Source organism: Roseateles sp. GW821-FHT09G03 (genome assembly GCF_059416045.1).
The window spans coordinates 413,433-425,506 of record NZ_JBWKOK010000002.1 but is presented as its reverse complement, the minus strand read 5'-3'; the positions used below and the strand labels follow the sequence as shown (position 1 = coordinate 425,506).

General features: G+C 69.2%; 9 protein-coding genes. 4 read left to right on the top strand and 5 right to left on the bottom strand.

Annotated elements, in window-relative coordinates:
* Window positions 1-20: 20 nt before the first annotated feature.
* The 3 genes from AC07OZ_RS09075 to mnmE are packed head-to-tail and all read left to right on the top strand — an operon-like array spanning window position 21 to window position 3,371.
* Window positions 21-377: a GtrA family protein gene (locus AC07OZ_RS09075; protein ID WP_495466826.1), complete on the top strand. Its 357-nt coding sequence runs from the start codon at window positions 21-23 to the stop codon at window positions 375-377.
* Window positions 374-1,963 (top strand): hypothetical protein, encoded by a 1,590-nt coding sequence (locus AC07OZ_RS09070; protein WP_495466825.1) that lies wholly within the window; start codon window positions 374-376, stop codon window positions 1,961-1,963. Before AC07OZ_RS09075 ends, AC07OZ_RS09070 begins: the two co-directional genes overlap by 4 nt.
* Before the next feature lie 31 nt (window positions 1,964-1,994).
* Window positions 1,995-3,371: a tRNA uridine-5-carboxymethylaminomethyl(34) synthesis GTPase MnmE gene (gene mnmE / locus AC07OZ_RS09065; RefSeq protein ID WP_495466824.1), complete on the top strand. Its 1,377-nt coding sequence runs from the start codon at window positions 1,995-1,997 to the stop codon at window positions 3,369-3,371.
* 6 nt (window positions 3,372-3,377) lie between these two features.
* Here mnmE and AC07OZ_RS09060 read toward each other — a convergent pair whose 3' ends face one another.
* The 4 genes from AC07OZ_RS09060 to AC07OZ_RS09045 form a co-directional block, all read right to left on the bottom strand.
* Entirely contained in the window at window positions 3,378-3,938 is a 561-nt protein-coding gene (locus tag AC07OZ_RS09060) for an adenine phosphoribosyltransferase (protein WP_495466823.1), read from the bottom strand.
* A gap of 36 nt (window positions 3,939-3,974) precedes the next feature.
* Window positions 3,975-5,489, bottom strand: a complete 1,515-nt coding sequence (locus tag AC07OZ_RS09055; RefSeq protein ID WP_495466822.1) for a sensor domain-containing diguanylate cyclase — start codon at window positions 5,487-5,489, stop codon at window positions 3,975-3,977.
* A gap of 159 nt (window positions 5,490-5,648) precedes the next feature.
* Window positions 5,649-6,908, bottom strand: a complete 1,260-nt coding sequence (locus AC07OZ_RS09050; RefSeq protein WP_495466821.1) for an acyl-CoA dehydrogenase family protein — start codon at window positions 6,906-6,908, stop codon at window positions 5,649-5,651.
* Window positions 6,909-6,919: 11 nt separating this feature from the next.
* Window positions 6,920-7,666, bottom strand: a complete 747-nt coding sequence (locus AC07OZ_RS09045; protein WP_495466820.1) for a histidine phosphatase family protein — start codon at window positions 7,664-7,666, stop codon at window positions 6,920-6,922.
* 152 nt (window positions 7,667-7,818) lie between these two features.
* Between AC07OZ_RS09045 and AC07OZ_RS09040 the strand changes: the two genes are divergently transcribed.
* A complete protein-coding gene (locus AC07OZ_RS09040; protein WP_495466819.1) occupies window positions 7,819-9,846 on the top strand; it encodes an acyltransferase family protein in 2,028 nt (675 codons plus the stop codon).
* Between the two features lie 117 nt (window positions 9,847-9,963).
* On the opposite strand, the gene AC07OZ_RS09035 is transcribed toward AC07OZ_RS09040, so the two are convergent.
* On the bottom strand, window positions 9,964-11,961 hold the full coding sequence (locus AC07OZ_RS09035; RefSeq protein ID WP_495466818.1) for a monovalent cation:proton antiporter family protein: 1,998 nt from the start codon (window positions 11,959-11,961) through the stop codon (window positions 9,964-9,966).
* Window positions 11,962-12,074 lie beyond the last annotated feature (113 nt).

Here is a 12,074-nt window from a genome sequence, read left to right as displayed (position 1 = left end):
GCCTGCCCGGAGCGGGTTTCGTGCGCTTCCTTCTTGTGGGGGGCACGGGCTTTGTCATCGACGCGGGACTGACGCTGCTGCTGATCCGTGCCGGCCTGCCTGCCGCGTGGGCGCGCGTGCCCGCGATCGCCGCCGCGATGGTCTTCACCTGGCTGGCCAACCGCCGTTTCACCTATCGCGTCCAGACGCGCCGCAGCGGCGCGGAGGCGCTGCGCTACGGCGCCGTAGCGTTCGCGATGGCGCTGTTCAACTACCTCGTCTATCGGCTGCTGCTTGACGCCGGCGTCTCGGCGCTGCCCGCCATCGTCATCGCAACGGCGCTGCAGACCTGCATCAGCTACGTCGCCTACAAGCGCCTGGCCTTCCGACAATCATGAACCGTCCTTCGATCTCCGTCCCCTTGAGCGCTTCCGCGCCGACCCCGTCGCGCCTCACGGCCCTGTCACTCGGCGAACGCTGGCTGTGCGGCCTGGCGATCGTGATCGGGCTGATCGGCGCTGTCGCCTTCTGGGCCGCGCGCGGAAGCCTGTGGGAAGACGAGGTGATCGCCATCACGCACGGGCTGCAGCCGCTGTCGTCGTTCGTGTCGGAGATGCTGCGCAACGACATCCATCCGCCGACCTGGTTCCTGCTCCTGAAGGCTTGGTCCGCGTGGGCGCCGGCCTCGGACGCCTGGGCGCTGGCGAGTTCGCTGGTGCTGGCGCTGGCGAGCGCGTGGACGGTGCATCGCGTGACGCTGCGGCACGACGGCCCGTCCGCGGCGCTGTGGGCCTGCGCGCTCTATTGCGTGCAGCCGACCTTCGCGTGGTCTGCCGGCACGCTGCGCATGTACAGCCTGGTGCCCCTGCTGGCGGTGCTGAGCTGGCATCTGGGCCGGCGTCTGATCCAGGGCGGTCCGACGCGCGTCGGCGTCGTGCTCGTGGCGGTCCAGCTGCTGCTGGCCTACAGCCATGCGATCGAGTTCCTCTTCGTTGGGCTGATCGCGCTCAATGTGCTATGGGTCGACTGGTCCCGCAGCGACCGCGCCGGACGCTGGCGCTGGGCGCGCTGGCAGGGGCTGACGCTGCTGGGGATGGCCTGGCTGCCGTTGAGCGCGCTCTCGCGTGGCACCGAGCCGCTGCCGCCCAGCCATTGGACGGGGCTGTTCCGGAACCCGGCATCGATGATCGCCGGCTGGCCGCTGGAGAGCGACAGCCTGTTCCTGATCGCCGGCGGCCTCGTGTTCCTGGCGATGGCCGCGTTGGCGCTGCGCACGGCCGACGGCCGCCGGATCCTGCTGGGGCTGCCCGTACTGGGGCTGCTGGCGGCGTTGGGCATCGGCATGTTCGGCAAGCCGCTCTACAAGACGCCGGTGTTCGCGGCGAACCTGCTGCCGTTCCTGGCGATCGCCGCCGGGCTCGGTGCGGCACGCCTGGGCGCACCGGCCGCGCGCGCCGGCGCGGCGGTGCTGCTGCTCGTCCTCGCGGCGACGACGCTGCCGTGGTCGCAACGCCAGCTGCCGCCCGAGAACTACGCGCCCGCCGGACGGGCGATCGCCGCGGCGGTACGCCCTGGCGATGTGGTGGTGGTGCCCAACGTCAGCGTGTACTGGGGCGTGATGCGCTACGCCACGACGGCGCCATGGGGCCGGCCGCTCGAGATCCTGCCGCCGGACAACGCATCCTGGCAGGCCCTCAAGCGCAAGCTGGGCCCGGACTGGGTGCGGCGCTTGAGCCTGGCGCAGACGGGCGACCGGGTCGAGTTCAACGGCGTCACCTACGTCGTCGGCGAGCCGCGCGACGTGGCCCTCGCGCCGGGCGTCAGCCTGTGGGTGGTGCAGCGCGCTCGGTATGCCTCCTCGGTGGGATTGGCCGCCCCCGCGCGGGTGATGAGCACCGAGTGGTTCGGCCAGGAACTCAGCGTGCAGCGCCTGCAGGCCGATCCGACGGGGACGACGACGATCTCGAATCCCGACCGGCCCTGATGCCACCGAGGGGTGCGAGACAATCGCCCCCATGCTGTCGCGCCACCAGGACCCCATCGCCGCCATCGCCACCGCGCCAGGAAGAGGGGCGGTCGGCATCGTGCGGGTGTCCGCACCTCAAGACCTGACCCCGCTGGTGACGGCGATCTGCGGCCGCGCGCTGAAGCCGCGCGAGGCGACCTATCTGCCGTTCCGCAGCGCGCAGGGCGAGGCGATCGATCACGGCCTGGCGCTGCTGTTCCCGGCGCCGCATTCGTACACCGGCGAGCACGTGCTGGAGCTCCAGGCTCACGGCGGCCCGGTGGTCTTGCAGCTGCTGCTGGCACGATGCCTGGAAGCCGATCCTGCGCTGCGGATGCGCTTGGCCGAGCCTGGCGAATTCACGCGACGCGCGTTCCTCAACGGCAAGCTGGACTTGGCGCAGGCCGAGGCTGTCGCCGACCTGATCGATGCCAGCACCGAAGCCGCTGCCCGCAGCGCCGGGCGTGCGCTGGCGGGGGCGTTGAGCGGCGAGGTCGGCGGCCTGCGCGATGGACTGATCCAGCTGCGCATGCTCGTTGAGGCAACGTTGGATTTCCCCGAGGAAGAAATCGATTTCCTCGAACAAGCCGATGCGCTGGGCAAGCTGCGGCGATTGCTGGTGCGGGTGGAAGCCTTGCTCGACCGCAGCCGGCAGGGCGCCATCCTGCGCGAGGGCATCAAGGTCGTGCTGGCGGGGCAGCCGAATGTCGGCAAGAGCTCGCTGCTGAATGCGCTCGCCGGTGCCGAACTCGCGATCGTGACGCCGATTCCCGGCACCACGCGGGACAAGCTGAGCCAGACGATCCAGATCGAGGGGGTGCCGCTGCACATCAGCGACACGGCCGGCCTGCGGGACACGGAGGACGAAGTCGAACGCATCGGCGTGGCGCGCAGCTGGGATGCGATCGCGGATGCGGACGTGGTGCTGTTCCTGCACGACCTGACACGTGTCGGCCATGCGGACTACGAGTCCGAGGACGCCGAGATCCGCGCGCGCCTTGCAAGTGTCGATCCAGCGCGGATCCTGCAGATCTACAACAAGGCCGATGCGCACGCGCCGGCGTCATTGCCGGCAGGCGCGCTGACCTTGTCCGCGAAGACAGGCGAGGGCCTGGATGGGCTGCGGCGCAAGCTGTTGGAGCAGGTCGGCTGGCACGCGGTGCCCGAAGGGCTCTTCATCGCCCGCGAACGCCACGTGCAGGCGCTGCGCCGGACACGCGAGCACATCGAGCTGGCCCTCCTTCAGGCCGAGGCGCTGCCGCCGGCACTGGACCTGATGGCGGAGGAATTGCGCCTCGCGCATGACGCGCTCGGCGAGATCACCGGGGCCTTCACCGCCGACGACCTGCTGGGGGAGATCTTCAGCAGGTTCTGCATCGGGAAGTGACCGGGCTCAATGCCCTTCGAACTCGATCAGCGAGAACACCTTCAAGCCCCCGTCGCGCAGGCGCTTTGAGCCACCGAGTTCCGGCAGATCCACGATCGCCGCACCTTCGATGACCTCGGCGCCGAGTCGCTCCAGCAAGCGCTTGCCGGCCATCATCGTGCCGCCGGTCGCGATCAGGTCGTCGATCAGCAGCACGCGGTCGCCGGCCTTCACCGCATCGGTGTGCATCTCCACGGTGGCGCTGCCGTACTCCAGCGCGTAGGTCTCCTGCACCGTCGTGAACGGCAGCTTGCCCTTCTTTCGGATCGGCACGAAACCGACATTCAACTCATACGCGAGCACGGATCCGATGATGAATCCGCGCGCATCCAAGCCCGCGATCGCATCGGGACGGGCGTCGAAGTAGCGATGCACGAACTGGTCGATCAGCACGCGGAACGCCCGGGGGTTCGACAGCAGCGGCGTGATGTCGCGGAACTGCACACCCGCTGACGGCCAGTCCGACACGGTACGGATCTGCTGCTTCAGGAACTGGATCGGGTCCAGGGTGGGATCGGCGTGTGGCATGGGCGTGATTGTCGCGCTGCCGGTCGCGCCGGTGGTTCAGGCCGTCTGCTGCTGGCAGATCAGCCGCGCCCTGCCGGCCTGCTTGGCCTCGTAGAGCGCCGCATCCGCCGTCTGGATCAGGCGTTGTGCTGCGTCGCCGTTCTGGGGGATGAAGGACGCCACCCCGATCGACAGGCTCACCGAGCGTCTCACCGGCGATCCCACATGCTCGATCGCGGCCAGTCTCACGCTGTCCAGGCAGCGCTGGGCCACCACTTGTGCGCCGGCCAGGTCGGTGTCGACCAGCAGCACCGCGAATTCCTCGCCGCCGTAGCGGCAGACCGACTCGCCACCCCGGCCCGCACAGCTGCGCAGCAAGGTCGCGACACGGCGCAGGCAGTCGTCGCCGGAGACATGGCCGTAGCAGTCGTTGTATTGCTTGAAGTGGTCGATGTCGACCATCAGCAGCGCCAGCGGACGGTTGGCACGCGTGGCGCGGTGCCATTCCGTCTGCAGCAGCTGGTCGAAGAGTCGCCGGTTGCCCACGCCGGTCAGGCCGTCCGTCGTCGACTGCCGGGCGAGCAGCTCATTCGCGCGACGCAGGCGCTCCTCCTGGCGCTTGCGCTCGGTGAGGTCGGTGACGATGCAGACGTACAGGTGGATCGTGTCGGTGCGCACCTCGGCGAGCGCCAATTGCAGGTGCAGCGCCTCGCCGCTGCGATGCCGCGCCGTGAACTCGCGCGGCTGGCCCAGCAGCGCACGCGGGTCCAGCGTCGCGTCCGGCGTTGCGCCGGGCTCGGGCACCGTCGCAGTGGCCGCGCCCAGCAGCATGCCGAGGTGCACGCCCTGCAGCTCCGCTGCGGTGAAGCCGAACAGCAGCTCGCAACTCGGGTTGGCCTCCAGCACATGCCCGCCCGAATCGAGCGTCAGGATCCCGTTGGCCGCCGATTCGATCGTCGCCCGCAACTGCGCCCGGCTGGCCGCCAGCCGCTGCTGCTCGTGGATCAGGTCTGTCACGTCCATGCGCACGCCGACGATGCCGCCCGACGGGGTGCGGGACTCGTAGATGCGCAACCACATGTCGTCGTGCACGCGCTGCAGCAGCGGCGACACCTGCTTGCCGCGCGCCTGCTTGCGCTCCTCCAGCCACTCGGGCTCCCGTCCGCGGGCCTCGGGGATGCCGCCGCGCGCGAGCGACTCGCGCACGAGGTCCTCGAAGGTGCACTTGTGCTGGAAGTGCCGCAGCATGTGCGGATAGATCTCGACCAGGCGCTTGTTGTAGGCGATCAGGCGGTCCTCGGCGTCGAAGATCTCCACGCTGGCCGGCAGCGCGTCGATGGCTTCCTCCATCGTGCGCTGCGCCAGCTTCGCCCGGGCTTGCGTGCGCGCCAGCGTCGACACGACCGCCACCGCCAGCAGCACCGTCAGCACCAGCGAGGCCATCCCCAGCCAGGCCAGCCAGCCATCCACCGCCATGCCGCCGAGGCTCACCGTCAGCACGATGGCCTGCAGGCCGACCAGCAGCGCGAACGCGAGCAGCGGCCAGGTGCGGACTTCGGCGAATCGGTTCATCGCGGGAGCGGCGCTGCTGAGGGCGCCCGGAAAAAGGGTGGCTGATCCTAGCCACCGCGCTCCGCAATGGAAACCGCTCTACGGGGGGAGAAGCAGGTTCCTGCGACGTCCCCCCGTTGGTGTGATGCCACGCTTTGTGCGTGACGGTGTACGGAAGGCTCAGCCGCCGCGGGTGATCGGCATGTCGCCGGCGTTGGGGAGCGTCATGTGACGGGCGAGCTCCAGCTTCGCCAGGGAGTTGCGATGGACCTCGTCCGGGCCGTCCGCGAAGCGCAGCGTGCGCTGACCCGCCCACATGTAGGCCAGCGGCGTGTCGTCGCTGACGCCCATGCCGCCGTGGACCTGCATCGCCCAGTCGATGACCTTCAGCGCCATGCTGGGCGCGACGATCTTGATCATCGCGATCTCGGCCTTCGCGACCTTGTTGCCGACGGTGTCCATCATGTAGGCGGCCTTCAGCGTCAGCAGCCGGGCCTGCTCGATGCTGCAGCGCGCCTCGGCGATGCGTTCCTGCGTGACGGTCTGCTGCGCGATCGTCTTGCCGAAGGCGACCCGCGAGATCGCCCGCTTGCACATCAGCTCGAGGGCCCGCTCCGCCGCGCCGATCGAGCGCATGCAGTGGTGGATGCGTCCCGGGCCGAGGCGGCCCTGCGCGATCTCGAAGCCGCGGCCCTCGCCCAGCAGGATGTTGTCCACCGGCACGCGCACGTTCTTCAGCTCGATCTCCATGTGGCCGTGCGGCGCGTCGTCGTAGCCGAAGACGCTCAGGTGGCGCTTGATCGTGAGGCCCGGCGTGTTCGCCGGCACCAGCACCATCGACTGCTGCTCATGGCGGCCCGCGTCGGGGTTGGTCTTGCCCATCACGATGTACAGCGCGCAGCGCGGATCGCCGGCGCCCGACGACCACCACTTCGTGCCGTTGATGACGTACTCGTCGCCGTCGCGGTCGATGCGGCACTGGATGTTGGTCGCGTCCGACGAGGCCACGTCCGGCTCCGTCATCAGGAAGGCGGAACGGATCTCGCCGCGCAGCAGCGGCTCCAGCCAGCGGTCCTTGTGGGCCTCGCTGCCGTAGCGCTCGATGGTCTCCATGTTGCCGGTGTCCGGCGCCGAGCAGTTGAAGACCTCGGGCGCCCAGTACACGCGGCCCATGATCTCGCACAGCGGCGCGTACTCGAGGTTGGACAGCCCTTCCGGCGCGCGCGGCGAGCGGGGCAGGAACAGGTTCCACAGCCCGGCGGCGCGGGCCTTGGGCTTGAGCTCCTCGATCACCTTCGTCGGGATCCACGCGTTGCCGTTGCGGCGGTTGGCATCGATCTCCTCGTGATAGCGCTTCTCGTTGGGATAGATGTGCTCGTCGAAGAACGCGAGCAGGCGTTCGCGCAGCTGTTCAACCTTGGGGCTGTAGTCGAAGTTCATGGGGAGGTCCTTCAGCCGCGTTGGCTGCGATAGCGGAGGTACTGCGCGTACAGCGCTTCCATCGTGGTGGCCCGCTCGTCCGCATGCAGCGGATGCGACGGGGCGAAATTGCAGACGCGCAGCAGCCAACTGGCCGGGGCGTCCCCGGTCGGCGGCGCCACGTCCAGCACATTGATGCAGGCCGGCGACTGGACCCAGCTGCCCAGCATCACGCGCTGGCCGCCGGTCACCGCGTGCGAGAGGATGGCCGCATTGACGACGCCGTGCAGCACCAGCAGCGCGCAGTCCCAGTCGGGATCGGCCTGCAGGCGCGCGACGCCGCCGAGCACGCGGTCGAGCAGCTCGCCGACGCTCTCGCCGTTGAGGAAACGTTGCGACTCCGCGACCGGACTGCGTTGCAGTCCGTTGAAGGCTTGATCCAGGTCCTTGTCTGCGATCTCGCCGAGACGGCCGCCCCGGATCTCCTGCCATTCGGGCCAGGTCTGAGGCCTCAAATCGCTCTGTCCGGAATGCCGCAGCACCAGGTCCGCGGTCTCGACGGTGCGCGGCAGGCCCGAGACGATCGCGCGATCGAAGCGGACGCCCGCGGCGCGGAAGGCCTCGCCGGCGGCTTGCGCCTGCGCGATGCCGTCGTCGTTGAGCCGCACCTGTTCGGGCAGCACCGGGCGACCGGTCGAGCCATCGAAGTAGGTCACCGCGCCATGGCGCATCAGGTAGATGCGACGGCGTTGCGGGCTGCGGGGCAGGGTGTCCAACATGGCAGGCAGTGTGGCGCAACGGCGAAGGGCGCACTGTCACGCAGGCGGCAGGCCTTCGCGCGGGGTCACAATTCGCCCGCCGCGCGATGCGGCATCTCCAATTCTCTTCTTCCCGCCGCCCTTCTGACGCCTTGGTGACAAGCCCTTCCCCGATGCCTTTCCATCGCCCTCACGGCCCTCATGCGGCCGGCGAGGTCCCGCTGCGCGATGACATCCAGGCCTTGCGCGCGATCGCCGTGTTGTGGGTGCTGCTGTATCACGCGCAGATCCCGGGCGCATCGGGCGGCTACCTCGGCGTCGACATCTTCTTCGTCATCTCCGGCTACCTGATCACCGGGCTGATCCAGCGCGCGCTGCAGCGCGGCGACTTCTCCTTCCGCGCCTTCTACGGACGCCGTGCGCGACGACTGCTGCCGGCCGCGTACGTCGTGCTCGGTGCGACCTTGCTCGCGGCGCCATGGGCGCTCAACCGCAGCGAGCAGATCGACTTCGTCGGCCAGCTGCTCGGTGCGCTGGGCTTCGCGAACAACGTCGTGCTGTGGCGGCAGACGGGCTACTTCCAGGGCGCATCCGACCTCAAGCCGCTGCTGCACTTCTGGTCCCTGGCGCTGGAGGAGCAGTACTACCTCGTGCTGCCCGCGTTGTTGGCCTTCAGTCCCGCGCGCCTGCGGGCCGGCGTCGCGATCCTTGTCACCGCGGCCAGCCTCGCATTGCTGATGTGGTGGCAGCCGTTCGATGCGAGCGGCGCGTTCTACCTGCTGCCGACCCGTGCGTGGGAACTGGGCCTCGGATCGATCGGCGCGTTGATGGGCAGTGCGGCGGGCGCAGGTTCGGTGCAACGGGCGCTGCGATGGCTCGCATGGCCGGCCTGGGCGCTGATCCTCGTCGTGCCGATCGCGCCGCAGTGGCTCGGTGCCGCGCATCCCGGGCCGGCCGCGTTGACCGTCGGACTCGCGACGCTGGTCCTGCTGCTGCGCGAGCCCGCCGGACTGCCGCGCGTGGCGGCTCCGCTGATCCGCATCGGCGATTGGTCCTATGCGCTGTACCTTGTGCACTGGCCGCTGATCGCGATCCTTCACAACGCGTGGGTCGGACTGAAGGCCGATCCGCATGCCTTGATGGCCTGGCGCCTTGGCGCTGTGCTGCTGGCATTCCCTCTGGCGTGGGCATTGCATCGCACCGTTGAACGGCCCGCCAAGGCCCTCCTCACCGGCCGACGCGGCGCGCTGATCCTGGGCACCGGCACGGCGGCGATTGCGCTTGGCGGCGTCGTGCTGGCGCTGCACAAGCCCGCGCCGGGCTCGATCGACTTCGTCGAGCTGCGCAAAGCCAACTACGGACTGTCCGCCAACTGCGATGCCGAGGAGCCCTTCGACGGCCGCGAGGACTGTCGCACCCGTCCCGGCGCGCGGTGGATGGTCTGGGGCGATTCCTACGCGATGCACCTGGTGCCGGGACTTGTCCGCGTGGCCAGCGATCAGGGTCTGGTGCAGGCGACGAAGTCCTCGTGCGGACCCTTCCCCGGCCTGACGCCGGTGCGGCCGGAACTCGGTCGGGGCAACAGCTTCGCCTCGCCGTGGATCGAGCAGTGCCAGGCCTTCAACGCGTCGGTGCTGCGCTGGCTGGAGCGGCATCCGGAGATCGACACCGTGGTCCTGTCGAGCCTGCTGACGCAGTACCTGGACGACTCGAAGTACGAGCTTCAACGCACGCGCGCCGGCGAGCGTCTGCGAGGCGAGACAGCGATGCGTGCTGCGCTGCTCGATGACATGACCGCGACCGTGAAACGGCTGCGCGCGATGGGCAAGCGGGTGATGGTGGTGGCGCCGCCGCCGTCGGCGCCCTTCGACATCGCGGGGTGCCTTGAACGTCGTCAGGCGCATCGCTGGACGATCGGCGCGACGCCGGGATGCGTGATCGACGAGAAGGACGACGAACGCCGGCGCGCCGCCGAGCACCGCTTCATCGCCGACCTGGCGAAGTCGGACGCGCGTCTGCCCGTGCTGCGTTTCGAGCCCTTGCTGTGTGACGGCACGACGTGCCAGGTCGAGCGCGACGGCGTGCCGCTCTACCGGGACCAGGGCCATCTGAGCCACGAGGGTTCGCGCCTGCTGATGCCGGGCGTGATGTCCGAAGCACTCGGCGAACGGCAGATGGCCTTCCTCCGAAGTCCTCGGTAGCAAAACCGTCGAAGGACGGCAGTGGTTGGGGACGGGAGGGCATGGGGTTTCGGAGCTCGCCTCCGGGGCCCCATGCCCTCGCGGCCAACGCCCCGATCAACGCAGGGGAAGCGGCCTTCAGCCCACCAGCAACCCATGCTCAGCCCGCGCGAGCGCTTCCGGCGTCCCTGACACGACGAGCGTGTCGCCGCCCTGAAGCACCAGGTCATCGCTCGCGTCCTTCACCGCCCCGTTGGGCCGCCGCACGGACACCACGCTGACGCCCCACGCCGGCAACCCGATCTCCCCGAGCGTGCGCCCTTCCAGGATGCTGGCCATCGGCAGGCTGATGGACTGGAGCCTGGCCTGATCGCGTTCCTCGGAGGTGTCGTCGTCCGCGCCGTGGAAGTAGCCGCGCAGCAATCCATAGCGACGGTCCCGCGCGTCCCGCGCGATGCGCAGCACGCGGCGCATCGGCACGCCGACGAGCGCGAGCGCATGACTCGCGAGCATCAGCGAGCCTTCGATCGCTTCCGGCACCACTTCGGTCGCGCCGGCGGCGCGCAGCTTCTCGAGGTCGGTGTCGTCGATCGTCCGCACCACCACCGGCACATGCGGCGCGTGGCCGCGGACCTCATGCAGCACCTTCAGCGCCGACGGCGTGTCGTGGTACGAGATGACCACCGCGCTCGCCCGCGTCAGGCCCGCGGCGATCAGGCTGGGCAGCCGCGCCGCGTCCCCGAACACGACGCTCTTGCCCGCCGCGGCCGCCTGCCGCACGCGGTCCGGATCCAGGTCCAGCGCCATGTAGGGGATGTGCTCCGTCTCCAGCAGCGTCGCCAGGTTCTGCCCGCTGCGGCCGTAGCCGCAGATGATCACGTGCGCATCGGTCTTGATCGACTTCTTCGCGATCGTCGTCAGCTGCACGGACTGCAGCAGCCAGTCGCTCGCAGACAGCTTCATGACGATGCGGTTGCTGTGTTCGATGATGATCGGCGTCAGCAGCATCGACAGCACCATCGCCGCCAGCACCGGGCTGACCCACTGCGCGGCGATCAGGTTCTGCTGCGCGCCCAGCGTCAGCAGCACGAAGCCGAATTCTCCCGCCTGCGCCAGGTACAGGCCGGTGCGCAGCGCGACGCCGGTCGGCGCGCGGAACAGCTTCGCCAGTCCCGCCACCAGCACGAACTTCGCCAGCGTCGGCACCAGCGTCAGGATGATCACCAGCGGCCATTGGTAGACCAGCGTCTGCCAGTCCAGGCGCATGCCGATGGTGATGAAGAAGAGCCCGAGCAGCACATCGTGGAAGGGCCGGATGTCCAGCTCCACCTGATGCTTGTATTCGGTCTCCGCGATCAGCATGCCGGCGACGAACGCCCCCAGCGCCAGCGACAGCCCCGCATGCTCGGTCAGCCAGGCCAGGCCCAGCGTGACCAGCAGCAGGTTCAGCATGAAGAGCTCCTGGCTCTTGCGCCGCGCCACCAGCGTCAGCCAGCGGCGCATCAGGTGCTGGCCGCCGGTGAGCAGCAGCACCAGCAGCACCACCGCCTTCAGCGCGGCCCAACCGAGCGATTCGATCATCTCGGCGCCGCTCCCGCCCAGTGCCGGGATCAGCACCAGCAGCGGCACGACGGCCAGATCCTGGAACAGCAGCACGCCGATCACGCGCCGGCCGTGTTCGCTCTCCAGCTCCAGCCGTTCGGACATCAGCTTCACGACGATGGCCGTGGAGCTCATCGCCATCGCCGCCCCGAGCGCCAGCGATCCCTGCCATCCCAGATCCCAGGCCCAGCCCAGCATCCCGAACAGCCAGCGGAGGAAGACATTCCCCAGCATCGTCCCGCCGATGGTCACGACCACCTGCAGCAGCCCGAGCCCGAACACCATCGAGCGCATGCTGTGCAGCTTCGGGAGGTTGAACTCCAGGCCGATCACGAACATCAGGAACACCACGCCGAACTCAGCCAGATGCTGCACGCCGGGCACGTCGCTGGCGAGCGCCAGCGCATTCGGGCCGATCACCACGCCCACGACCAGATAACCCAGGATCGGCGGCAGCTTCAGCGAGCGGCAGACCACCACGCCCAGCACGGCGGCGATCAGGTAGATGAGGGTCAGGTCCAGCGCGGTGAGCATGGCGGCGATGGTACTGGCCCCCCACCCCGGGTGGCCCCGGATGCGACAAGGCAAAGGCTGGATATAGTTTGCAGTACGACGTCCGTCGCATTCCATACACAGATCGGACGCGT

What these genes read in the sequence shown, in the direction of transcription:
- AC07OZ_RS09070 (WP_495466825.1), top strand. Translation starts at nt 374, where the DNA reads ATGAACCGTCCTTCGATCTCCGTCCCCTTGAGCGCTTCCGCGCCGACC.
- mnmE (WP_495466824.1), top strand. Translation starts at nt 1,995, where the DNA reads ATGCTGTCGCGCCACCAGGACCCCATCGCCGCCATCGCCACCGCGCCA.
- AC07OZ_RS09060 (WP_495466823.1), bottom strand. Translation starts at nt 3,938, where the DNA reads ATGCCACACGCCGATCCCACCCTGGACCCGATCCAGTTCCTGAAGCAG.
- AC07OZ_RS09055 (WP_495466822.1), bottom strand. Translation starts at nt 5,489, where the DNA reads ATGAACCGATTCGCCGAAGTCCGCACCTGGCCGCTGCTCGCGTTCGCG.
- AC07OZ_RS09050 (WP_495466821.1), bottom strand. Translation starts at nt 6,908, where the DNA reads ATGAACTTCGACTACAGCCCCAAGGTTGAACAGCTGCGCGAACGCCTG.
- AC07OZ_RS09045 (WP_495466820.1), bottom strand. Translation starts at nt 7,666, where the DNA reads ATGTTGGACACCCTGCCCCGCAGCCCGCAACGCCGTCGCATCTACCTG.
- AC07OZ_RS09040 (WP_495466819.1), top strand. Translation starts at nt 7,819, where the DNA reads ATGCCTTTCCATCGCCCTCACGGCCCTCATGCGGCCGGCGAGGTCCCG.
- AC07OZ_RS09035 (WP_495466818.1), bottom strand. Translation starts at nt 11,961, where the DNA reads ATGCTCACCGCGCTGGACCTGACCCTCATCTACCTGATCGCCGCCGTG.